Origin of the sequence: Aliiglaciecola sp. CAU 1673 (assembly GCF_029223185.1) — a bacterium.
Taxonomy (GTDB): Bacteria; Pseudomonadota; Gammaproteobacteria; order Enterobacterales; family Alteromonadaceae; genus Bowmanella.
This window is the reverse complement of the sequence record NZ_JARHUG010000007.1, coordinates 178627-201272: the sequence shown is the minus strand read 5'-3', so window position 1 is coordinate 201272 and position 22646 is coordinate 178627. Positions and strand designations below refer to the sequence as shown.

Below are 22646 nucleotides of genomic sequence, written 5' to 3'. Positions count from 1 at the left end.
TTTGTGTGACTAATAAATTGATAATAGCAGCGTTTTGTCATTCCCTGACGATCGCAGGCTTTTACTGGTGATCAGGCGTAAAATAATTGCCAAAGCTCTGCCAGGACCGGCCAAAGTGACAGGGCCAGCAATAATCCCATACTGACATTAAATGTCCTAAGTCTGGGAGGGGAAGCTAAAAAACGTTTTAGACCTGTGCCAAAGCCAAGCCAGGTAGCCGTACAAGGCATGCCAAGGACCAGGTAGAGTATTGCAATTTCCACTACCTGCCTGCTGTATTCCAGATGTGCCAGGCTAAAGGTGACAACCGTGCCGGTAGCGAGGATCCAGGCTTTAGGGTTTACCCACTGGAAAAGTGCAGCTTGCAAGAAGCTAAAAGGTTTACGTTTTTTGATATCGATTCTCTGCACCGGTGCGCTGGCGATTTTCCAGGCCAACCACAGCAGATAGACTGAGCCTAAAACCTTCAACACTTCATGCAGCATAGGATATAGGGCGAATACTCCTGCCATGCCCAACCCCACACCCATTACCATCAGGGTAAAGCCCAGATTAATGCCAAACAAATGGGGGAGGCTGGGGCGAATACCATAATTGACGCCGCTGGCCAGGATCATCAGGTTGTTGGGGCCGGGGGTAATGCAGCCCACCAAAATAAACAGTGACAGGGCGGCGTAGTCCACTATTGCCAAACCAGACTGGTAAAGTGACGACGGCACATAGACACATACTTATCGTTGCCGCCAACATCCACTTGGGCTCCCTCGCGGACAGCTTGTCCACTCTCATCCATGCGTACCACAAAGTTGGCCTTACGACCGCAATGACAAACGGTTTTCAGTTCCACTAACTTGTCTGCCCACGCCAACAGATAGTGACTGCCTTCGAAGGTTTCACCCGCGAAGTCAGTGCGAAGGCCATAGGCCAGTACCGGAATTCTTAACTCGTCGACCACAAAGGTCAGCTGTTTTACCTGCTCTTTAGTCAGGAACTGCGCTTCATCAATAAAGATACAATCCAGTTTTTGCTGGCGGTTGAGCTTGTTGATTTGCTCCAGCAAATGGCTGTCCTGGCCGTAAAGGTGAGCTTCTGATTTGAGGCCGATACGGGAGGCTACAATGCCAGTGCCAAACCTGTTGTCTAATGCGGCGGTAAACAGTGCCACATGCATGCCCCGCTCTTTATAGTTGTAGGCCGATTGCAGCAGAGAAGTGGATTTTCCGGCATTCATCGCCGAGTAGTAGAAGTAAAGTTGCGCCATGGGCTTGTCCGTCAAAATCGCCCAACCGGGGCAAAGAGGCGGCTATTTTAGCCTTTAGGTAGGTTGAAAATGAAGTCTGTGGCTGTCCTTTCTTATGCTTGCCAATCGGCCACAAAAGGTCTAAAGATTGCTCCTGTCTTTTTTATCAGGAGTCAGTCATGTTCAAAGCCTATGCCGCCCAACAAGCCGGCGCCCCTTTGACACCCTTTGAATACGAACCAGCCCCCTTAGGCCACCATGAGGTGGAAATTGAGGTGGATTATTGCGGACTCTGCCATTCAGATTTATCCATGATAGATAATGAATGGGGCATGTCCACTTACCCCCTGGTGCCCGGCCATGAGGTGGTTGGGCGCGTGGTCAAGTTCGGTGAAGATGTGTCCGGTCTGGCAGTAGGACAGGTGGTGGGCCTGGGGTGGCATAGCAGCTATTGCCAGCATTGTGTGCAATGCGAAAGCGGCGATCATAACCTGTGCAAAACTGCCGAGCAGACCATAGTCGGTCGCCATGGTGGCTTTGCTGACAGGGTCAGAGCCGATGCCCAGGCTGTGATCCCTTTACCTGAAGGAATGGATGCCGAAACAGCCGGGCCTTTGTTTTGCGGTGGTATCACGGTGTTTAATCCGCTGTTGCAATTTGATGTTAAACCGACGGATAAGGTGGCGGTGATCGGCATTGGTGGTTTGGGTCATCTGGGCCTGCAATTTCTGCGCGCCTGGGGATGTGAGGTGACTGCTTTTACCTCCCATGAAACCAAAGCTCAGGAAGCCAAAAAGCTTGGAGCGCACCATACCATTAATTCCACCGACCCAAGCCAGATTGAGAAAGTGGCCGGGCGCTTCGACTTTATCCTCTCCACCGTGAATGTGAAGCTGGACTGGAATCTGTACATGTCCACTCTAAAACCCAGGGGTCGATTGCACTTTGTTGGTGCTACCCTTGAACCCTTGGATCTCAGCGTATTCAGCCTGATCTTATTCCAAAACTCGGTGTCCGGTTCACCGGTAGGCAGCCCGGCCACCATCAAGAAAATGCTGGAGTTTGCCGTGCATCACAATATCAAGCCGGTAGTGGAGACCTTCCCTTTTGAAAAGGTCAATGACGCCATTGCGCACCTAAGAAGCGGCAACGCCAGGTACAGGGTGGTACTGGCTCGACGCTAAGTTGTCTTGTGCAGGGCCTTTACGGGTTCCTGCAACCACTGGTAAATCATAGGAATCAGATGCTTTTCCATGGCTTTGCGGGCACCAAGTTCTTGGATCATTACCACCACCGCAAGTTCTTTTTCGGGATCGACAAAAAAGAAACTGCCAGCCAATCCCGCCCAGTAGTAGCTTCCCTGGCTGAGGTATTGTTCATCTTGCAGTTTGATGCCAAGTCCAAAGCCATATCCCGAATTGGGGTAAATTGCCTCTGGGATTGCTCCAATACTCTCAGGTAACTGGTTGTGGGTCATGGCTTGCACCCATTCTTGTGGGAATTGCGGGTACTGTTCTGGGAAACGCAACACCCTTAAAAAACGCATAAAGTCTTGGGCGCTACCGGCCATGCCACTACCGCCGGCGGCCACGGATTTATCCCACTCAGAGGGATCTCCTATCACAACGCTTTGTTTTTTATCGGGATCATATCGGTATATTGGCGCCAGGCTAGTATCTGCCTTGCCTTTGTAAATAAAGCCGGTAGTGTTCATCTCTAGGGGGGCAAAAATCCTCTCCTGCATATAGCGCTCAAAACGCTGTCCGCTGATTTGCTCAATCAATGCCCCTTGGACATCGCTGGACATACTGTAGCGCCAGGTTGTTCCCGGGGAGTCATGCAGTGGAATGCCGTCCAGTTTGCTCATCATTTCATTCAAGCTGCCTGCACGTTCAAGCGGCCCCAACAACGCATACAGCCAGCCACTGACGCTGCTCCACTCTCCGCCATAACCCAAACCGGCAGTGTGGGTCAGTAAGTTATGCACCGGAATAGCTGTATCGAGATCAAAGCTGGGGTACAGGTCCTGCACAGTGCTTTGCAGGGCTTTACCGTTATCCCGCAAGCTTTTCAGCATGGCCAGCGCCGTCACCGGCTTACTCATGGAAAACCAGCGAAAACGCTGTTCCGGCGTCATCGGGATCTGTTTTTCACGGTCGGCATGGCCAATGGCTGCATGGAACAGGGTTTGCTGGCCTTGGTCGATCATGACCACCATGCCGGGCAGATTTTTATCTGTTACAAAAGACGATAGCTGAGTCTGAAGCCGTGCAGGATCGCCGGCGCTGGCGAGAACAGGGAACAACAGCGCTGCGAAGGACAGCAGCCACTGTCGGGTTGTTGGTATGGCGTGGGTAGGCATTGGGTTGTCCTAATAAGGTGAATCTCAGTGGCCAACTTAGCAATAGCCAGGTAAAACAAAGGTCAAATGAGCAACGCAATTGGTCAATGCAAAGGGGGCTGCCATTGATAAAGCGACGCTTGAAAGGGGGCAGAACCAAGGGCAATAAACCCCGCCTTTTCCAGTACCCGAACCGAGGCTATATTGCGTTTGTCCACCCCGGCCAGCAAAGTGAGACTATCAGGTTGCCGGTGGCACCAGTGTTGTAAAGCCGATAAGAGTTCAAAGGCAAAGCCTAGGCCCCAATAATCCTTAGCAAAACAATAGCCGATATGCAGGGTATGGCTGGCGGGCTCTGATGCGAGCACCAGCAAGCCGATCAATCTGTCATGGTGCCAAATCCCTCTAAGCGTTGCCTCACTCGATATTTTGTCGAACCAACCTAAGGCACTTTCGATATCTTCTATGCCCTGCCAGTTCGGTGGCAGGTACAGGCTGACTTCAGGGGCAAGCAGGGGCAACAACCTGTTGCCAAAAGCCCTTCTCTGTTTCTTGCAAGACGCTATGGCAAAGCCCTTAACATTGAGCCTTGCCGTCCTGAACTGACAGGCTTTTTCGAGCTCTTGGTGCTGCATCTATGTACCTTGCTTGTGGGCTTGACGAAATGCCTCTGTCATTTGCTGGCCCTTAATGGCGGGGACGGCCAGCGCTTTTAACAGCAGACTGCCCAGCATCATCAGTAAGGCGGTTGCCAGTGCATCCAAAAACCAGGCAATGGGCGTGCCTGCCAGCCCCAGATATTCCACAGGCTGCGCCAGGCTGTCGAGCGTGTACAAACCAGACAGAAAATGGAGTGCCAGTGCGCACCAAAATCCAAAGCAATAGGGACAACGCCAGGCTTCATAAAGATAAGCCAAAGGTTTAGGTAGACGGGCAAGAACGGCATTAAACCAATTGCCCCAATCGGGTAGTTTTTCCCAAATCAGGATATAGAGTGACAGGCCTATAAGGGCCGGGGCTAGGTTCATAGAAATTATCCAAAATCGGCTTATTTAGTGTATTGGTGCATTCTTACATAGCTTTTTAGGAGTGGTTAGAGGTGCTTTTTTGTTTAAATCGGCTTATTTTTATGAAAAGGCAATGCAGCAGAGCGCATTTGAATGCTCGATAACCCTTCCCACGCCGTTCATGTGGCTTTTCACTCATTTTCAACCTTACCCGTTGAGCAGCATGGTGCCCCACCGGAACATATGTTCTTCCTGTTGCTGGAAGGGGAGTTTGCTATTGCCATTGGGGAGCCGGTAAGGGTGTTTCCGGGCATGCTGCTACTGCTCCCCTCTGGTATTCCCCATCGCTTGCTGGGAGGGCGAAATGTGCGACTCTGGCAAGTAAGTTTTTGCCCTGCCTGTTTAGGCTTGGAGGAAAGCCAAGGGATTATGAGCAGTTTTCGCAAGGTACGTTTAGGGGCGCTCCCGGTGTTTGAGTTGAACCAAAGTCGCCTGGCGTTTTTTATCCGCCTGCTGGAAGAGTTCCGGGAGACTGGTGCAGGCAATAATACGAACGCCATGCTAATTCAGCGTAGCCTGCTGATTTTGCTGCTTAATGAAATCAATCAATGTGCCAGCCTTTGCACATCCAATGATCATGGTCCCCTGATCGCCAAAGTACTGAGCTTTATCGATGAGCAATGTTTACAGCCCATTTCCCTAAAAGAGGTGGCGGCTTCGGTGCATCGCAGTCCTGCTTATGTAGCGGCGCAGGTTAAAGCTAATACCGGCTTCACAGTGGGGCAGTGGATCAATTCACGGCGTCTCACACAAGCCTGTGCCAGATTACAGCATAGCGATGTGCCGGTGGAAAAACTTGCCGAGCAGGTGGGCTGGCAGGATACCACCCATTTCATTCGCCAATTCAAGAAGGCCTATGGCCAGACCCCGGCGGCTTGGCGCCGTGCACAGCGGCAGTATTAAGGGGTATTTGTCTTGCCTTCGAGCACTGCCTGGCGTTCCCTTTCATATTCTTCATAGCTTTTCTGATACTGCTCACGGCATTGCAGACGTTGTTCGCCATGATATTTTTCACAGGCATTTAGGCGGTTTTGCATGGTGCCCTGGTAAAGTTGCTTGGATGTGCAAGCCGCCAGAGACCCGACTAAAACCAGACTCAGCACAGGTATCAGTCGTTGAGTTTTGGACATATCGTGCTTCCTTGTAGGCTGATAAATACTATGTGGTTAAAAATTATTCTTTGGCTCTGATCCATCACAACACCGGCTTGGACTAGTGGTCCATAATTATGTTCCATCCTGTATAGGAGAAACTCTATGAGTCACTATCGTCACGGCTTATCTGTTGGCATTGAGCGCATAGGCAACCAATTTTTCCTCAATCTTAAAGCGGTGGGCAAGCTGACCCATGAAGACTACAAGACTATTACTCCCATGCTTGATTCGGCTCTGGCGGGAGTCAAAGCCCCTAATGTCCGGTCTTTTTTTGACGCCACCGAGTTTCAGGGGTGGGAGCTTCGCGCCGCTTGGGACGATTTTAAACTGGGTCTAAAGCATGGTAATGAGTTCGAACGGATCGCCATTTTAGGCAACAAGGGATGGCAGGAGTGGGCCGCCAAAGTAGGCAGTTGGTTTATTTCAGGCGAGGTAAAATATTTCGAAGATTATCAAGCCGCTATCGCCTGGCTGCAGGAATAGTTTGGAAATAGGAATATTGGCTGTTCCTCTGAGTGACTGCACAGATGAATTAAGTACTAAAGAGAGTTAGTCAAATTGTTCGCTGGCCAGTTACACAGATAACCTTGCAAAGTCTAAAAAATACACTAGAATGACGATTTGTCAAAATATGACGATTCGTCACTTTGCTTGTGAATATGAATATAAAACTGCATTTTGGTAAGGGCGGTGGCTCTGAGCACTGCCTGCTGAAGAAATTCAAAAATAAACGTGAGCAGGCCTTTGCTGAACGCGAGCAGGAGCTATTGGTGTTGGCCGAAAAAATTATGGCCAAAGAAGGCTTTTCTGGCTTGACCATGGATAAACTGGTGGTTGCCTGTGATTATTCTAAAGGCACCGTCTACAACCACTTCTCCAGTAAAGAAGACTTGCTTTGTGCCTTGTGCGTAAAAAGCATGGAAATGGAAATTGCGCTGTTTGACAAAGGGCTGGCTTTTCAAGGTCGCAGTCGAGAGCGCTTGCTGGCCATTTACTATGCCTACCGCTTACACGCACTAATGCATCCAACACTTTTCTATTGCGTATTAACTGCCAAGACGCCAGCAGTAAAAGAGAAGGCCAGTGAAGCCAGGCTCACTCAGCAGGCTGAACTTGAATTGCAGCTCTCTCATGTTTGCGATCAGTTGTTTGAGCAAGGAATACAGGACGGTGATCTCAAACTTCCAGCCGGTATTACCTACAGCCACTTAAGTTTTGCTGCCTGGGCGTTGGCATTTGGTTCAAATGCCCTTTTGCAGGGGGCTAGTGAAGCCACCCTGGTGTCCAGAATAAACGCACAAGAGGCATTGTTATTTAACGTCAACCTGGTGCTTGACGGCATGCATTGGACGCCACTTAGTCAGGACTGGGACTACCGAGCCTGCTGGCAGCGCATCGGTAAAAAGATTTTTAGCACTGAATTATCAACATTGGAACAAGCCTCGGCTTAAAGGGGAGAACGATGAAAAAAGCATGGCTCAATGCCATTTTACAACGGCCTTGGCTGACACTTTTGATTGGTGTCCTGTTCATTGTGGCTGCCGGTTATGGTGGAAAATACCTGTATTTTCGCGGTGATTATCAGGTGTATTTTGCCAAAGATAATCCGCAATTGGCGGCGTTTCAGGAAATGGAGCGAATTTTTAGCAAGAATGATAACGCCAGTATCATCATTGCTCCGAAAGATGGAAATGTGTTTTCAGCTGACACCTTATCCCTGATAAAAGAGATGACTGATCAAGCCTGGCAAACCCCATACTCAAGCCGGGTCGATTCCATTGCGAATTTTCAGCATACCTATGCTGAAGGGGACGATCTGATCGTAGAGGATCTGTTTCTGGACCCGGAAAGCATGGACGCAGAACAGATTGAGAAAGCAAAGCAAGTAGCGTTGGCGGAGCCCAATCTGGTTAACAAGCTGATATCAGAAAAAGGCGATGTTACGGTTATAAATATCACTGTACAGATGCCCGATGACGACAAAACTCAGGCGGTTAAAGACGTAGCCTCATATGTGCTGGATATGTCTGCCAAGTATACTGAAAAGTACCCAGGCCATGAGTTTTATCAGACCGGCATCGTCTTTATGAACCATGCCTTTGCATCTGAATCACAAAAAGATGTGGAAACCTTGGTTCCACTGATGTTCCTCGCCATTATCAGCGTGCTCTGGTTGTTGTTACGCTCTTTCACCGGCACTTTGTCCACTCTGATCGTCATTATCACCACTATTGTGGCGACAATGGGGATTACTGGATGGGTCGGCATCTTTTTAAGTACGGCCACTGTAAATGCGCCTACTCTGATCATGACCCTTGCCGTCGCCGACTGTGTGCACGTGATCTCCTCCATGCTGTTTGCCTTACGACAAGGAAAGTCAAAGCCGGATGCGCTGCGCTTTGCCATGGAGCGTAACCTGATGCCGATTTTTATTACCAGTGCGACCACCGCCATCGGTTTTCTCACCATGAATTTCTCAGATGTGCCGGTGCTGGCCGATCTCGGCAATGTGGCTGCGTTAGGCGTCATGCTGGCCTTTTTGTTCTCAGTCACCCTATTGCCTGCACTACTGTTGGTGTTGCCTATGCGGGTTGCAGCCAAACAATCTCATAAAGACGGCAGTATGGAGAAATTTGGCGACTGGGTTATCGCAAACCACAAGAAATTATTTCCCATCACCTTGGTTTTGGCTGTGCTGGCGGTGGCAGCCAGTTTCAATAACCATGTGAATGATGTTGCTACCGAATATTTCAACACTAACACCAAGTTCCGCCAGTCCACTGATTTTCAGGAGGCACATATCAGTGGTATGTCTACCATTGATTTTGCCATCTATGCGGATGAGTCATCGGCGCTAAACAAGCCAGAAGTATTGCAAGTAGTGCGTGATTTCAGTGAATGGCTACGTGAGCAGCCCAAAGTGGACCATGTGGGCACTATTTCTGATACCTTCAAGCGCCTCAATAAGAATATGCATAGCGACGAGCAGGAATTCTATCGACTGCCAGAGAATCAAGAATTAGCGGCTCAGTATTTGCTTCTTTATGAAATGTCCTTACCCTTTGGATTGGATTTGAACAACCAGGTTAACCTAGATAAATCAGCCACCCGCATCGTGGTGACCATGGATAACCTGGGTAGCAAAGAATTCACCGCATTCGAGAAGCAGGCTATAGCCTGGATGCAAGAACACGGAAGTGGATTAACCCTCAAGGCTGCAAGTCCCGCCCTTATGTTTGCGCATATTGGTGAGCGTAATATGGAGAGTATGTTGGAAGGAACTTTGCTTGCTTTGCTCTTGATATCCGGCTTGCTGGTTTTTGCCTTGCGCTCATGGCGCATGGGGGTAATCAGTCTGGTACCGAATCTCTTACCTGCAGGTATAGGTTTTGGGATCTGGGGACTCTATTCTGGGCAAATAAATCTGGGCCTGTCGGTGGTACTTACCATGGCACTGGGCATTATTGTTGATGATACCGTGCACTTTTTGAGTAAATATCGGCATGCTCGTTTAGAAGGTGCGGATGCAGAACAAGCTGTTCGGTATGCTTTTACCAGTGTTGGTCGAGCGCTTTGGATTACAACGCTGGTATTGGTCATGGGCTTTGCGGTATTGTCAATGTCATCCTTCGCCCTCAATGCAGACATGGGATTGTTGACAGGCATTATTATTTTGGTGGCGCTGGCGGTTGATTTTCTGTTCCTGCCCGCATTTTTGATGGTATTCGACAAGAAGCAGATGAAAGAGGAAAAGACCGCATGACACTGACAACTCTTCTGAAAAATCTAGGTGCTATTTCACTCGTATTCGCTGTTGCTTCAACACCCATTGCACAGGCTCAGCAGAGCGATGCAGAAAAAGGTTTGGCGATTGCCAAAGAGCGTAAAATCAGAGATGAAGGTTGGGGAGATTCCCAGGCTGAGGCTAGCATGATTTTGCGCACTTCCAGCGGTCAGGAAATCGAGCGCAAGATGCGTCTGCTCACCTTGGAAATGGAAAATGATGGTGACAAAGGTCTGACCGTTTTCGATCAACCGGCCGATGTCAAAGGCACCGCATTTCTTAACTATTCCCATGCTCTTGAACCCGATGAGCAATGGATGTATTTACCCGCACTGAAAAGGGTGAAGCGTATTGCTTCCAAGTCTAAGTCTGGTCCGTTTATGGGCAGTGAGTTCGCTTTTGAGGATTTAAGCTCCTTTGAAGTAGAAAAATTTTCCTACAAATATTTGCGTGACGAGAAGATAAATGGCCAGGATGCCTTTGTGCTTGAGCAGGTGCCCGCCTATGAATTCTCCGGCTACACCAAAATGCTCGCCTGGATTGATAAAGAACATTATCGTGCCCAAAAAATCGAGTTTTATGATCGCAAGGACAGCTTGCTGAAAACCCTGACCATGCATGATTACAAGCAATATCTGGATAAATACTGGCGCCCTATGCTGATGAAGATGGTCAATCATCAAAACGGCAAAAGCACCGATTTGGTCACTCACGAACTGACCTTCCGCACCGGTCTGACAGAAGAAGACTTTAGCCAAGCCAGTCTGAAGCGGGCACGTTAATGTTTGGTAATGCTTCAACAGGACCCAGAACAGCAAAGGTATTGCTGACTGCCACACTTGCTTCCTTGCTGAGTGTACCGGCCAAAGCTGATACCCAAACCTATGTAAAGGCCGCAGTAGAGCAACGTTACTACTTCCAGCAAGGCCAGTTTGAAGGCCAGGAAAACAGCGATATCTCTGTTTTCCTCGAGCCCGAAGTCTATTTCAGTTGGAACGACGGCGTTGACAGCATTAACGTAAAGCCTTTTGTGCGCGTGGATAGTAGAGATAGCGAGCGAACCCACTGGGACATCCGCGAGTTGGCCTGGCTGCATGTGGGCGATGAGTGGGAAATGCGTGCTGGCATCAGCAAGGTGTTTTGGGGCCAGACAGAATCACAGCACCTGGTGGATGTGATTAACCAAACAGATTTTGTGGAAGCGGTCGATGGCGAGGAGAAACTCGGTCAGCCAATGGTTCAGTTTTCCCTGGTAAAAGAGTGGGGTACGGTATCTGCTTTTGCTTTGCCCTATTTCCGAGAACGCACTTTCGCCGGGCTAGATGGTCGCTTCCGCGGACCGCTTCGCATCGACACCGACAATCCGTTGTTTGAATCGGAGGATAAGGAAAGCAATCTGGATTGGGCTGTGCGTTATATGGGCTATCTGGGCGATATCGAGCTGGGCCTGTCGTATTTTGATGGAACCAATCGTGAACCCGGTTTTGTTCCCGCGATGACTGGAGATGAGATGGTGCTTCGCCCTTACTATGGGCAAATGCAGCAAGTCGGCCTGGATATGCTGGCCGTGGTTGGCGCCTGGTTATGGAAACTCGAAGCCATTCACCGTGAAACCGACGTCGAAGATTTCTATGCCCTGACCGGCGGTTTTGAGTTTACCAGTGTTGGGGTGCTCAACTCCGTTTATGATATCGGCTGGCTAATGGAATACCAATACGACGAACGTGATGAGCAGGCCAGCTCCCTCGGCCAGAATGATTTGATGCTGGGCAGTCGAATTGTGTTTAACGATATCGACGGCACAGAAATCTTAATCGCGCTGGTACAGGATCTGGATGAAAGCGGCGTGCGCTCCGGCTTTATCGAGGCGTCCAGCCGTATTAACGACAATTGGAAGTGGCGTCTTGATGGCTGGTTCTTCAGCTCCGACATACCTGATGAGCCTACTTATTTGCTACGCCGTGACGACTATCTGCAATTTAGTCTGGAATATTATTTTTAGGATAACGAGAAACGGGCATTGCACTCGTTTCTCGTTTACTCGGGCGCTATTGGCGTCGCACTGACCTTAAATTGTACCGCAGGGTAGTAAATACCCACTTCTTCTGTATTCCACCATTTGCCTGTCTTCTCTTTTTCATCCCATGATGTATAGCGGTAATTCACCAGTCGCGCCCTTAGTTGTGTGGGCGCTTCATCGGCAAAGGGATTGGTTTTTATCAGTGAAAGCGCCTGTGGGTGATTAAACAAGAGTCTAATCAACAGGTTGCGAAACCATGGGGGCGGATTGTCCTTATCCAGGGCGGCAAACCAAAGTTGCCAGTCTAATCGTGGCTGATGGGGAATATTCCAGCTTGGCTGTTGTGTTGCTGTATCGGGCTTGTAGGTGAAATCGTAAGCTATCCAGGTTTCCCCATCATGGGAACCCTCCAGTACAATCTCGTTGCGCGTGGTGGTCATCACCGCAAACACTCCGTAAGGATTGACCAGAGCAAAGGGCTGAATATGGCGAATAAGAGCGCTGATGGCCGGCCCTGGCGGTTGCAGATGAAGTCCCTGATAAAGGTAAGTCAGACCCAGCACCATCAATACGCTGACACCTGCACATCGCAGCCAGGTCAGCCAACGCCTTTCGGGCAACAGATCGTGATTGATAAAAGGCGGCACCAGGTGGTGTAGCGCCCGATCGTCGAATAAAAACAGACAAAGCGCCAGGGTCAGCAGATTGAAAAAGCCGAAATTGCCGGTCAGCAAGATGCCAAACTGCAGGGCAACTATACCAATGGCGGCCAGCTGTCTGGGGCGTCTTGGCAGCCAAATCAGCCATACCAGCACCAGCTCGATAAAAAGTACCATCAGGGTTAAGGCCTGCAACGTCCAATCAGGCAGTTGATGCGCATACCAGGCCAGCGGCGTCGGCAAGGGTTGCGTCTCAAAGTAGTAAAAAAGGGCCGACAGCGAGGCCCAGCTGACATCACCGCTCGTAACCTTGACCACCCCGGACAGAAACACAAAGCGAAACAGCAGTAGTCGCATCAACCAGATCCCGGCATGATAGCCTTTGCTTAGCAGCATGGCTGCAACCGTGACTTCCAAAAGCAGCAAGTCCCACTGGAATTGCATAAAGACCTGCCCACCATGCACCAACGACAGATAGCAGAAGTAACACACTATCAGGCAAACCAGGGGGAGGAGATTGAATAACAACAGCAGGCTTGCCAACATACCCACCAGAGACACCGCCTCTATGGCCCAGTCGCTCGCATCCCACCAAAACAACATAGGTGCCTCAGAAAAGCCCAGATTGTTGTCTTTAAGTAAGATTAAGTAGTCTTGTAACGGCAGTAGTCCGCTTTTACCGATAAGGCCAAGGGCCTGGCTATAAAAAGAGGCAAAGGCAAAAAACAACAACACGGCCAGCGCACGCAAAAACAACCAGCTGGTTTTATGGTAATGCTCGGGGTAAAGGCGTGCGCCCCATAGCTGTCGTTGACCCCAATAGGCGAACCGGCGGTGATTAGCGACGAAGCGGTAGATGCATTGACTCAGCCAGGCAAAGCCGGGGAAATGTTGATAAAGCCACCACCAATGACTCTTCCCTTGGGCATAGCGAAGAACCTGAAAACTGGCGGCTGCACCTTGATACTTTTGTCCATCGGTGCCGATAAACCAAATGCTTTGGGCAAACTGCTCGGTGCTGATATCGGTAATGCGTGCGGCGGCCTTCTGGTAAGGTTCAAACTGCACGGCAGCGCCTACCAGGCGCTGCCAATAGCGCACCCAGCTTCGGCAGAAGCGGCAATAGCCATCGTAGATGAGAAGGGGATTTTCCATGATAACAAGATAGACCAGATGTTCTTAATCCACCCTAATTGGCACAGGATAATCCCCAAAATCTATTGCACTGTGGCACAATAGCGGCCCTGGCCAATCAAGAGACATTTGCTATGCATGCTGACCCACTGCGCGTTATCGTTGGCTCCAATAACCCGGTTAAAATCGGTGCTGTGGCGACGGCGTTTCGCACCTTGTTTCCTGATCATCAGGTCGAATGCGCTGGCATGCATGCCCCCTCCGGCGTGGCTGCTCAACCCATGAACGAGGAAGAAACCCGTTTGGGTGCACGCAATCGGGTGCACTATTGCGCCAGGCAGGAGACCGCCGATTTCTATGTGGCTTTGGAAGGCGGTGTGGATCGTTTCGATGAAGGGCCCGCGACCTTCGCCTACGCGGTTATAAGCGATGGAAACCGCGAAACTATTGGCCGTAGCGCCAGCCTGCCACTGCCAGATATTGCCTATCAGGCGCTACTGGCAGGTGAAGAGCTCGGTGACGTGATGGACAGACTGTTTGGTACTCACAATATCAAACAGAAGGGTGGGGCCATTGGCCTGTTAACTAACGGTCATGCCACCCGTGAAAGTATTTATGCCCAAACCATGTTATTGGCCATGGCTCCGTTTTTACATCCCACTTTGTACCTGGAATAGTGAATGAAGTACCAGTGCATTCTCTTTGATGCCGATGAAACCTTGTTTCATTTTGATGCTTATCGTGGTTTGCAACGCATGTTTGCCTCCTTCGAACACGCGTTTGACGAGCAGGAATTTGCCCGTTATCAGCAACTGAATCTGCCTCTTTGGAAAGACTATGAGGCCGGACGCATCAGCGCTACCGAGCTTCAGCACAAACGTTTCGAGCCCTGGGCAGCCAAACTGGGCGTTTGTCCCTCCCATTTAAATGGCAGTTTTATCCAGGCCATGGCCGACATTTGTGAGCTGTTGCCAGGAGCGAGAGAGCTCTTGGATGCACTGCATGGCAAGGTGCAATTGGGGATTATCACTAATGGCTTTACCGCCTTGCAGCAGGAGCGCTTAAACCGCACCGGCGTACAAGACAGATTCGCCCATTTGGTGATTTCAGAGCAGTTGGGCGTGGCCAAGCCCGATGCGCGTATATTCGAACATGCCTTGTCCAGAATGGACAATCCGGAAAAGTCAGCGGTATTGATGGTCGGGGACAACCTGCATACGGATATTCTCGGCGGTTTGCGCTACGGTATTGATACCTGCTGGTTAAACCGACATGGTCAGCAACGGATTGAAGGAATTGATCCCCACCATGAAGTGTCTTGTTTGACGGAACTTCAGGCCTTATTGCAAGCCTGAGTCATTATCGCGAGCTGAGTGAAAATACCCTATGTCATTGAAACATCTTATTGTCGGCCTGTTAACCCTCCTGGCGCTTAGCGGTTGTGCCACCAGCTCCCATGTCTTGACCGGCGAGGCCAGGGCGCCTATCGACCCCGACGAGGTAATGGTTTATCGCAATGCCCCGGCCGACTATCAGGAAATTGCGCGCCTCAAAGCCACCAGTAAGTTTTCCTGGTCGCTGACTGAGAAAGATAAGATCAATAAAGCCATTGAGCGCATGAAAATGGAGGCGGCGGCGTTGGGTGCCAATGGCGTATTGCTGCAATACACCGAGGAACAGATCACCGGTTCGGTGGGCACCGGCGCCGGTGGCGTCGATGGTAATGTGGGTATTGGTGTCGGTATGTCCTGGCCGATGGTCAATATCGGCGCCGGCGGCATTGCTATCTATGTGCCGCCGGCACAGGAAAACGAATAACCGCGCTTTTAAGGCGTGACTTGCGCCAGCATCTGCCTGGCCAATTGTTCCATTCGGGCCAGACCCACATCGGCTTTCGCCAGAAAATCCTGGTCGAACTGTTTAGGCTCTGCCCAAAAGCGGCCGGTGATATCACAACGTTTGGCCAACTTGCTCAGGCCTAAATCTGTCAACTCAAATCCCAGTCGGGTCCAATGCTCTGAGAGTTTTGCCTCGCTGTTATGACAGGATTTGCCTGTCTCTTGCACCTGGCGTAGATAAATTGCCGTATTGCGGGCAGCGACTATCACCGAACGCAGCGCTGCCACAGACTGAGCCTGGCGTTTTTCATTGGCGCGGTTAAGGTTGGTCAGCCATTGCTTTAAGTGCTTGATCAGCTCCCACAGCTTTGGCCCGGTTAGTAATTCCATGTTTTTGTCGCGATTCCTAAGTGCAGCTTGGCGCCACTAGCGAACAGAGCAACATTTTTATCAGTAAAATCTCTGTCTATCAAATGCTTAAGCCTTGGAAGCCGACAGGTTTTCAGTCTTGTAGGGGGTTATTGGGGTCTGTGCCACTGCCATCCCATTTTTGATAGATGGTCGCTAAGGTGCCGTCACTTTCCAGCTCGGCAAATGCCGCTAGCAACTTTTTGTGGATTGCCGGATCAAGATGCTTGGATAAGCCGAAATAGGCGCCGGAGGTCGAAGAATCGATATTCGTCGGACAAATGCTGAATCCGGCGTAAGGATGGCTGGGATCATGCTGATTCGCGGCGATTAGACTGCGCGCCTCAAATTCATCTTGGAAAAAGCCAAAAATTCTGCCTTTTTGCAACATTTCAACAATTTGCCAACGGGTCGCGCTATCCCATACGACTGCCTTAAAGCGTTGATTAGTAGCAAAATAATCATCCAACATGGGGCTGTAACTGACCCCGATAACGTGGCCAATCTGTTGCTGACTGGTTTCAAGCAATTGGATGAGTTGATCGATGCTTTCAATTTCACACAGTGGATTAGATTTTTGTACCACTAACGCCGTTTGGGTAACTCTGACCGGCCCCAACCAATCCATATTGAGGCTTCTTTGTGGGTTCTTGGTCAGATTGGCAATCAGGTCGATTTCGCCTTTGGCTATCTCTGTCATCGCCCGCTGAAAAGGCATCACCACCACTTGGTACTGTATACCTGTGCGCTTGGTAATTTCATCCAGCACATCAATATCCATGCCTTGCCACCTGTCATTGACCTTAAAGCCAGCCGGGAAGGCCTTCTCACTGATCCTCACTTTAAGCACTTCGGTGGCATCACTTTTCAGGGGCAATAAGGCCAAGCAGCAGAGCGCAAATAGCGTCAGCAGAAGATCAATGTTGAGCGGTGAAAAATGAGGGGGAGTTTTCAGAATGTTGGCCCGCATATATTCAAACAACGAATAGTTCATCTAAGCATAGGCAAGTTAACACAGACTTCCCCTAATCGTCTTATGCCAGATTCGAAATATGAAGAGGAGACATCTTTGAGCCTCCCCCTCTTTACCAACGTTATGCTATTCACCTTGCAGCAATTTATCCAACTCCTCCATCGGTGGCATCGTTGGGTGGCAGAGGCTTTCTTGTTCATTAAGCAACGGATCCCAGTGGGCTTTTGAATCCACAAACAGATGAGCCTTTACCTGGCTGGGGATATTGCCAGGCAGTAATCCGGCGGGTACCCACATTTGACGGCCGTTTTGCATCGCATGGGGCAGGGTACTGCCACAGCATTGGCAAAAATCACTGCGATAGCCCGAATCAGTTTGATACGAGCCAATGTTATGCTGGCCCTTAATCCAGGCAAATTGTGCTTTATCGATGAACATGGCGGTATCGGACGATGAACCGCTTAGCTTGCGACACATGGAGCAATGGCATTGGTATAGATGGGGAAGAGGAGGCTGCAGGCTAAAGGTAACGGCTCTGCACAGACACTGTCCCTGATAGGGCTTTTCCATGGTTGTTGTCCTTTTTTTAGGTGCTGGCCTTGTCTGATAAGCCTTGGATACTGATGGCACCCGCACAGTGATCGGTCAGACGTTGAGCACAATCTTCCAGAGTCTTTTCCTCTAAACGTAAAGACAGGGTAACTTGCTGACCATATTCAAAGTGTTCATCGGTCACATCAAACTGACTAAGTACATGGCGTACTTTGGCTTCCAGAGCATAGTCAAAGCTTAATATAAGCGGAGCGCGATGTACCTTTAGGGTTGTTTCCATTATCTCCAGCACACCCGCCACGGCATCGGAATAGGCACGCTGTAATCCGCCTGTGCCAAGCTTGGTGCCGCCAAAGTAGCGCACCACCGCCACCACGATTTCTCCCAGACCGCTGTGCTGCAACAGATTCAGCATGGGGCGCCCGGCCGTGCCGCTGGGCTCGCCATCATCGCTCATGGACATATCGGTGCCGTTTGGGGCGCCGGCAATATAAGCCCAGCATACATGGTTAGCACCGGGGTGGGCGGCTCTTAATGACTGAATCAGCGCCTGGGCACTGGCGGGAGTCGGCGCATGCTCGGCAATACACAAGAATTTGCTGCGCTTTATCTCTAACTCAAATTGGCAGCGACCACTGGGGATGGGGTAACCCGACTGCATAAGATCTCTGTTTGCTGTGCTTAGGGTCTATTATTTCATAGATTCACCCTGGTGAGGTTGGTTGGTGCCAGGAATCTGATTCAGTTAGCGGTACCTTCCGCTTTGCAACAGAGGTAGGCATGTCCATGACCAGTAAACCAATCGTCGCCGATAACAAGCCAGCACAGGTACAGCTTAAAAAAGACAAGGAATACTATTTCTGCGTTTGCGGGCGTTCCAAGGAGCAACCTTTCTGTGACGGCTCGCATAAGGGCACAGGACTGTCACCCAAGGCCTTTACCGCTGAAAAGGACGGTGATGCCTGGCTTTGTGTTTGCAAGCATACCGGCAATGCGCCTTTCTGTGACGGCACGCACAAACAGTTCAAGGCCGAGCAGGTAGGCAAAGAAGGGCCGGGACAAGTCGAGAAAGACAGAATCCCCGTGGCTGAGCCAACCGAGGAAGAGCCCACTGTGGCCCTGATCCACCAACTGGCCAAAGAGGGGCTGTCCAAAATCGGGCATCACGGCCCGATGACCGCCATGGGCGTGCCTCGAAATCAGCTGCCGCAATGGGACGATATTCAGCTGATGGTGGCACAGCTGGCCACGCGACCACTGATGGAAGAAGACAAGGTCGGTACCGAGTTTGTTATCGGGCCAAAAGCAAACAAACCTCTGCGTTTGTCCATGCCGTTATTTGTGTCGGATATGAGTTTTGGCGCCTTATCTGAAGAGGCCAAGATTGCCCTGGCCAAAGGCGCTGAGCTTGCCGGCACCGGTATTTGTTCAGGTGAAGGGGGCATGTTGGATGAGGAACAGGCCGAGAATTCCCGATATATGTATGAGCTGGCCAGCGCTAAATTCGGATATCGGCAAGCGTTACTGGAAAAAGTGCAAGCTTTTCATTTCAAGGGGGGACAGGGCGCAAAGACCGGTACCGGAGGTCATCTGCCTGGCAACAAGAACATAGGTAAAATCGCCAAAGTCAGGGGCATTGAAGAAGGCAAGCCGGCGGTGTCACCGCCTACTTTTAGCGACCTTAAAAATGTCCAGGATTTCCGACGCTTTGCCGACGATGTCCGGCGCATCAGCGGCGGTATTCCCATCGGCTTTAAGCTCAGTGCCAATCATATTGAAAAGGATATGGCCTTCGCCCTGGAAGCAGGCGCCGACTACATTATTCTCGATGGTCGTGGGGGCGGCACCGGTGCGGCCCCGACCATGTTTCGTGATCATATCAGCGTGCCCACCATTCCCGCCTTGGCCCGGGCCAGGCGATTCCTGGATGCCCAAGGCGTGGGACGGGATGTAACCTTGATTATTACCGGTGGTCTGCGCCTGCCGATGGATTTCGTGAAAGCTCTGGCCCTTGGCGCGGATGGAGTGGCCCTGGCCAATAGCGCTATACAATCAATTGGCTGTGTGGCAGCGCGTATCTGCAACACCAATAATTGTCCTTCCGGTGTGGCCACTCAGGATCCCAAGTTGCGTAAACGATTGGATGTGGAAAAAGGCGCCCGGCAACTGGCTAATTTTCTACAGGCCAGTAGCGAATTGATGCAGGTGATGGCCCGGGCCTGTGGGCACCACCATCTGCATCAATTCAATTTGCAGGATTTGGCTACATGGAGTGAACCCATGGCCAGACTCAGCGGCATTACATACAGCGGTTTGTTGCCACCAGGAAATTAACCTTTACGCTGACTGGAAGGCCGTGAGCCAAACCACCAGGTAACGGCTGTGGTGACCAAAAACATCACCTGGGCGATGGTGTCTTTGTACATGATGACCATCTCTTGCTCTGGCATGGCGCCTTCCATTCCTCCCACAAAACCGCCGATTTTAAGGGTCACATAGGTGGCGATAATCAGCAGATAGACGGTGATTAGCGGGCGCATCAAACCACGAACGGCGTCCACAAATTTAATCTCATACATCTGCTGCTGCTCTTTGAGGCTCTCTTTGAAGGCGGCCATTTCCGCCACATCCCGCTGGATTTCCCCTTCCACCTGAGCCCGCTCAATCTGCTTATCGGCCAGCGCCAACTCGTGATTGAACTCCATCTCGGCTTCGGCTTTGCGGATCTCCGCCATTTTTACCTCAAACTCCAATTTCAGCGCCATATTGCGCCGCTCCTCGCGCTTGGTCAGCCAGCTACCAAACAAACCGACAATGGCGCCAAGGCCTGAGGAGGAAAAGATCCCGACGATGGCTTCTAACATGATTGGCTCCCTAGAATTTGCAGGCTAAATGCCTGCTTGTTCATTAGTTCCACAAATTCCTGCATGGCAGTATGGGAATTCAGCACAGCTCGCTGGCCTCCCAATTTACCTCGGCGTTTGCCGAGGATAAGACAGCCCGTGGAATGGGCCACGATATTGCCTTTGTGGATAAGAATACCGCTACGTCCCGGCACATCTTGTAACCAGTAAACGTCGCGGTATTTACCGCTGCCGGAGCGTGCTAAAAAATCTACTTCATAGCGTCCGGCGCAGATACAACTTTGGTTGGGTTTGTTATTTAACCAGGGCCTTTCCAGCACATGGAAAAGCTCTCCTTCGGCATATAGCATGCCGCGGATGCAATCGGGGCCAATATCATCGCGGATAAGGTAGGCCTGAAGCATGGTGCAGTGTTATCCCTGCGTATAAGGTTTCCTATTGAAAAATAGACAGTTCTCAGCCTTTTGCCAGAAAACCGTTGCTGGCGGTGTCTAATCCCAGATGACGCGCATGGAATTGCAGATGGTCTTCGATAAAGCTGGCGATAAAGTAATAGCTATGGTCATAGTCACCATGGTAGCGAAAGCGCGCCGGGTTGCCCTGATAGCGACAGATTTCTTCCAGCGGTCGGGTGAGCTGTTGGGGCTCCAGAAAATTATCCGACAGGCCCTGATCGATTAGCATGGGAATGTTCAGGTTTTCCCCCATTTCTCTGGCCAGCAGGCAGGCATCATAGTATTTCCAGCTGGCGCGGTCTTCGCCCAAATAGGCCGTGAAGGCTTTCTGGCCCCAGGGGCATTGACTGGGATTGACGATAGGTGCAAAGGCCGAGACAGAGCTGTATTTATCCGGATTACGCATGGCCAGCACCAAAGCACCGTGACCGCCCATGGAGTGACCGGCGATAGCCGCCTTACCCAGCTCAAAGCGGGATGCCAGCACCTCGGGCAGTTCTTCCAGAATATAGTCATACATGCGGTAATGGCGCTGCCAGGGCGATTGCTTGGCATTAAGGTAAAACCCTGCACCCAGACCTAAGTCATAGGCGCCATCTGGCGCATCGGGCACACCGTCGCCCCTGGGGCTGGTATCGGGGATCACCAACATCATCCCCAATTCGGCTGCAATACGCTGGGCGCCGGATTTGGTGGAAAAGTTTTCATCGGTGCAGGTCAATCCCGATAACCAATACAACACAGGCAGTGGCTGATTGGCATAGATTTGCGGCGGAACATACACGGAGAATTGCATAGTGCAATTCAGACATTCTGAAGCATGTTCAAAACGTTGTTGCCAGCCGCCAAAAGCGCGGGCAGTTTGCTTTTCGGTAAGATGATTCATGGCGCTCCCTAGTAATGAATAACGCTGCGGATGGATTTACCCTCATGCATTAAGTCAAAGGCCTGATTAATGTCTTCCAGCGGCATGGTATGGGTAATAAAGGTATCCAGCTCAAATTCGCCATTCATGTAACGTTGTACGTAATCGGGTAGCTGACTTCTGCCTTTGACACCACCGAAGGCACTGCCGCGCCAAACCCGTCCGGTCACCAGCTGAAAAGGCCGGGTCGAGATTTCCTGACCGGCACCGGCTACACCGATAATCACTGACTCGCCCCAGCCCTTATGGCAGCACTCCAGCGCCGACCGCATCACTTTGACATTACCGATGCATTCAAAGGAAAAATCAACGCCACCTTCGGTCATGCTGACAATCACATCCTGAATAGGTGCATCATAGTTTTTGGGATTAACCGTATCGGTGGCCCCAAGCTGTTTGGCGATAGGAAACTTACTTTCATTGATATCGATGGCGATGATGCGTGAGGCTCCGGCAATGCGAGCGCCGATAATCACTGACAGGCCAATCCCCCCTAAGCCGAATACCGCCACCGTATCGCCCGTTTTGACCTTGGCGGTATTGAGCACCGCACCGATGCCGGTGGTCACCCCACAGCCAAGCAGACAGACTTTTTCAAGGGGCGCCTCTTTGGGGATCTTGGCCAGGGCGATTTCCGGCACCACGGTATATTCGCTGAATGTTGAGGTGCCCATATAGTGATAAATGGGCTTGCCGTTGAGACTAAAGCGGGTTGTGCCATCGGGCATCAGGCCTTTACCCTGGGTGGTGCGAATGGCCTGACACAGATTGGTTTTACCGGACAGGCAAAACTTACATTGGCCACATTCAGGGGTATAAAGCGGGATCACATGATCCCCTTCCATCACGCTGGTCACGCCCTCGCCACAGGCGACGACTGTGCCTGCGCCTTCATGGCCTAAAATCGCCGGGAAAATACCTTCCGGATCGTCGCCCGACAAGGTAAAGGCATCTGTATGGCAAACCCCTGTGGCGGTTAATTTGACCAGTACCTCGCCTTTTTGCGGGGGCATTAGGGTGACTTCTTCTATACTCAGCGGCTGACCGGCGGCAAAGGCCACCGCGGCGCGGGTTTTGATCGGCGACATACTGACTCCTTAGTATTGTTTAGCTCAAGTCTAGTCAGTCATCAGGCTTTTGGATCACGTGGTTGCTATAACCTGGTGCAGTCCGTAAGATCCCGCGCCGACAACTCCCTGACTTATTTTCGCCGTAGGCTGGCAACTGCCGGC

26 protein-coding genes are annotated in these 22646 nt (G+C 50.9%); 11 read left to right on the top strand and 15 right to left on the bottom strand.

Going from position 1 to position 22646, the window contains the following annotated elements; genetic code table 11:
* Positions 1–71 precede the first annotated feature (71 nt).
* Together P2G88_RS09045 and P2G88_RS09040 are read right to left on the bottom strand one after the other, a co-directional pair.
* Positions 72–719 (bottom strand): LysE family translocator, encoded by a 648-nt coding sequence (locus tag P2G88_RS09045; RefSeq protein WP_275795537.1) that lies wholly within the window; start codon positions 717–719, stop codon positions 72–74.
* On the bottom strand, positions 683–1261 hold the full coding sequence (locus P2G88_RS09040) for a thymidine kinase (RefSeq protein WP_275795536.1): 579 nt from the start codon (positions 1259–1261) through the stop codon (positions 683–685). The genes P2G88_RS09045 and P2G88_RS09040 overlap by 37 nt, the downstream gene beginning before the upstream one ends.
* A 158-nt stretch (positions 1262–1419) precedes the next feature.
* On the opposite strand from P2G88_RS09040, the gene P2G88_RS09035 reads away from it, so the two are divergent.
* Positions 1420–2424, top strand: coding sequence for an NAD(P)-dependent alcohol dehydrogenase (locus tag P2G88_RS09035; protein WP_275795535.1), 1005 nt, complete (start codon positions 1420–1422; stop codon positions 2422–2424).
* On the opposite strand, the gene P2G88_RS09030 is transcribed toward P2G88_RS09035, so the two are convergent.
* The 3 genes from P2G88_RS09030 to P2G88_RS09020 all read right to left on the bottom strand — a co-directional run bounded on the left by P2G88_RS09030 (position 2421) and on the right by P2G88_RS09020 (position 4609).
* Positions 2421–3602: a serine hydrolase domain-containing protein gene (locus P2G88_RS09030; RefSeq protein ID WP_275795534.1), complete on the bottom strand. Its 1182-nt coding sequence runs from the start codon at positions 3600–3602 to the stop codon at positions 2421–2423. The two genes, P2G88_RS09035 and P2G88_RS09030, sit on opposite strands and share 4 nt — an antisense overlap.
* 83 nt (positions 3603–3685) lie before the next feature.
* The gene (locus P2G88_RS09025; protein ID WP_275795533.1) at positions 3686–4216 is read right to left on the bottom strand and encodes a GNAT family N-acetyltransferase; all 531 of its coding nucleotides are present in this window, start codon (positions 4214–4216) and stop codon (positions 3686–3688) included.
* Positions 4217–4609, bottom strand: a complete 393-nt coding sequence (locus P2G88_RS09020; RefSeq protein WP_275795532.1) for a hypothetical protein — start codon at positions 4607–4609, stop codon at positions 4217–4219. It lies immediately after the preceding gene.
* A 132-nt stretch (positions 4610–4741) separates the two neighbouring features.
* On the opposite strand from P2G88_RS09020, the gene P2G88_RS09015 reads away from it, so the two are divergent.
* Entirely contained in the window at positions 4742–5551 is an 810-nt protein-coding gene (locus P2G88_RS09015; RefSeq protein ID WP_275795531.1) for an AraC family transcriptional regulator, read from the top strand.
* Here the strand turns inward: P2G88_RS09015 and P2G88_RS09010 are convergent.
* The gene (locus tag P2G88_RS09010; RefSeq protein WP_275795530.1) at positions 5548–5778 is read right to left on the bottom strand and encodes a hypothetical protein; all 231 of its coding nucleotides are present in this window, start codon (positions 5776–5778) and stop codon (positions 5548–5550) included. The genes P2G88_RS09015 and P2G88_RS09010 overlap by 4 nt on opposite strands.
* Positions 5779–5904: 126 nt before the next feature.
* Between P2G88_RS09010 and P2G88_RS09005 the strand changes: the two genes are divergently transcribed.
* The 5 genes from P2G88_RS09005 to P2G88_RS08985 all read left to right on the top strand — a co-directional run bounded on the left by P2G88_RS09005 (position 5905) and on the right by P2G88_RS08985 (position 11588).
* Positions 5905–6285, top strand: coding sequence for an STAS/SEC14 domain-containing protein (locus P2G88_RS09005; RefSeq protein WP_275795529.1), 381 nt, complete (start codon positions 5905–5907; stop codon positions 6283–6285).
* Positions 6286–6461: 176 nt separating this feature from the next.
* A complete protein-coding gene (locus tag P2G88_RS09000) occupies positions 6462–7253 on the top strand; it encodes a TetR/AcrR family transcriptional regulator (protein ID WP_275795528.1) in 792 nt (263 codons plus the stop codon).
* 11 nt (positions 7254–7264) lie between these two features.
* A complete protein-coding gene (locus tag P2G88_RS08995; protein WP_275795527.1) occupies positions 7265–9565 on the top strand; it encodes an MMPL family transporter in 2301 nt (766 codons plus the stop codon).
* Positions 9562–10368: an outer membrane lipoprotein-sorting protein gene (locus P2G88_RS08990; protein WP_275795526.1), complete on the top strand. Its 807-nt coding sequence runs from the start codon at positions 9562–9564 to the stop codon at positions 10366–10368. The genes P2G88_RS08995 and P2G88_RS08990 overlap by 4 nt, the downstream gene beginning before the upstream one ends.
* A gap of 41 nt (positions 10369–10409) precedes the next feature.
* Positions 10410–11588 (top strand): hypothetical protein, encoded by a 1179-nt coding sequence (locus P2G88_RS08985; protein ID WP_275795525.1) that lies wholly within the window; start codon positions 10410–10412, stop codon positions 11586–11588.
* Between the two features lie 35 nt (positions 11589–11623).
* On the opposite strand, the gene P2G88_RS08980 is transcribed toward P2G88_RS08985, so the two are convergent.
* Positions 11624–13420, bottom strand: a complete 1797-nt coding sequence (locus P2G88_RS08980) for a lipase maturation factor family protein (RefSeq protein WP_275795524.1) — start codon at positions 13418–13420, stop codon at positions 11624–11626.
* A gap of 113 nt (positions 13421–13533) precedes the next feature.
* On the opposite strand from P2G88_RS08980, the gene yjjX reads away from it, so the two are divergent.
* The 3 genes from yjjX to P2G88_RS08965 are packed head-to-tail and all read left to right on the top strand — an operon-like array spanning position 13534 to position 15217.
* Positions 13534–14076 carry an inosine/xanthosine triphosphatase gene (gene yjjX, locus P2G88_RS08975; protein WP_275795523.1) on the top strand — a complete coding sequence of 181 codons (543 nt, stop codon included), beginning with the start codon at positions 13534–13536 and terminating at the stop codon, positions 14074–14076.
* 3 nt (positions 14077–14079) lie between these two features.
* Positions 14080–14754, top strand: a complete 675-nt coding sequence (gene yjjG / locus P2G88_RS08970; protein WP_275795522.1) for a pyrimidine 5'-nucleotidase — start codon at positions 14080–14082, stop codon at positions 14752–14754.
* Positions 14755–14785: 31 nt separating this feature from the next.
* Positions 14786–15217, top strand: coding sequence for a hypothetical protein (locus P2G88_RS08965; protein WP_275795521.1), 432 nt, complete (start codon positions 14786–14788; stop codon positions 15215–15217).
* An 8-nt stretch (positions 15218–15225) separates the two neighbouring features.
* Here the strand turns inward: P2G88_RS08965 and P2G88_RS08960 are convergent, their stop codons facing one another.
* The 4 genes from P2G88_RS08960 to P2G88_RS08945 form a co-directional block, all read right to left on the bottom strand.
* Complete coding sequence (locus P2G88_RS08960; RefSeq protein WP_275795520.1) at positions 15226–15627, bottom strand: hypothetical protein; 402 nt, start codon at positions 15625–15627, stop codon at positions 15226–15228.
* Positions 15628–15739: 112 nt separating this feature from the next.
* On the bottom strand, positions 15740–16639 hold the full coding sequence (locus tag P2G88_RS08955; protein WP_275795519.1) for a transporter substrate-binding domain-containing protein: 900 nt from the start codon (positions 16637–16639) through the stop codon (positions 15740–15742).
* Between the two features lie 105 nt (positions 16640–16744).
* On the bottom strand, positions 16745–17188 hold the full coding sequence (locus tag P2G88_RS08950) for a GFA family protein (protein ID WP_275795518.1): 444 nt from the start codon (positions 17186–17188) through the stop codon (positions 16745–16747).
* Positions 17189–17204: 16 nt separating this feature from the next.
* Entirely contained in the window at positions 17205–17831 is a 627-nt protein-coding gene (locus P2G88_RS08945) for a YigZ family protein (RefSeq protein ID WP_275795517.1), read from the bottom strand.
* A 125-nt stretch (positions 17832–17956) separates the two neighbouring features.
* Between P2G88_RS08945 and P2G88_RS08940 the strand changes: the two genes are divergently transcribed.
* Positions 17957–19504 (top strand): glutamate synthase-related protein, encoded by a 1548-nt coding sequence (locus tag P2G88_RS08940; protein WP_275795516.1) that lies wholly within the window; start codon positions 17957–17959, stop codon positions 19502–19504.
* Here the strand turns inward: P2G88_RS08940 and P2G88_RS08935 are convergent.
* The 4 genes from P2G88_RS08935 to P2G88_RS08920 are packed head-to-tail and all read right to left on the bottom strand — an operon-like array spanning position 19501 to position 22502.
* Positions 19501–20034: a hypothetical protein gene (locus tag P2G88_RS08935; RefSeq protein WP_275795515.1), complete on the bottom strand. Its 534-nt coding sequence runs from the start codon at positions 20032–20034 to the stop codon at positions 19501–19503. The genes P2G88_RS08940 and P2G88_RS08935 overlap by 4 nt on opposite strands.
* On the bottom strand, positions 20028–20438 hold the full coding sequence (locus tag P2G88_RS08930) for a DUF5675 family protein (RefSeq protein ID WP_275795514.1): 411 nt from the start codon (positions 20436–20438) through the stop codon (positions 20028–20030). The genes P2G88_RS08935 and P2G88_RS08930 overlap by 7 nt, the downstream gene beginning before the upstream one ends.
* 52 nt (positions 20439–20490) lie before the next feature.
* Entirely contained in the window at positions 20491–21375 is an 885-nt protein-coding gene (gene fghA, locus P2G88_RS08925) for an S-formylglutathione hydrolase (protein ID WP_275795513.1), read from the bottom strand.
* 8 nt (positions 21376–21383) lie between these two features.
* Positions 21384–22502, bottom strand: a complete 1119-nt coding sequence (locus tag P2G88_RS08920) for an S-(hydroxymethyl)glutathione dehydrogenase/class III alcohol dehydrogenase (RefSeq protein ID WP_275795512.1) — start codon at positions 22500–22502, stop codon at positions 21384–21386.
* Positions 22503–22646: the final 144 nt, after the last annotated feature.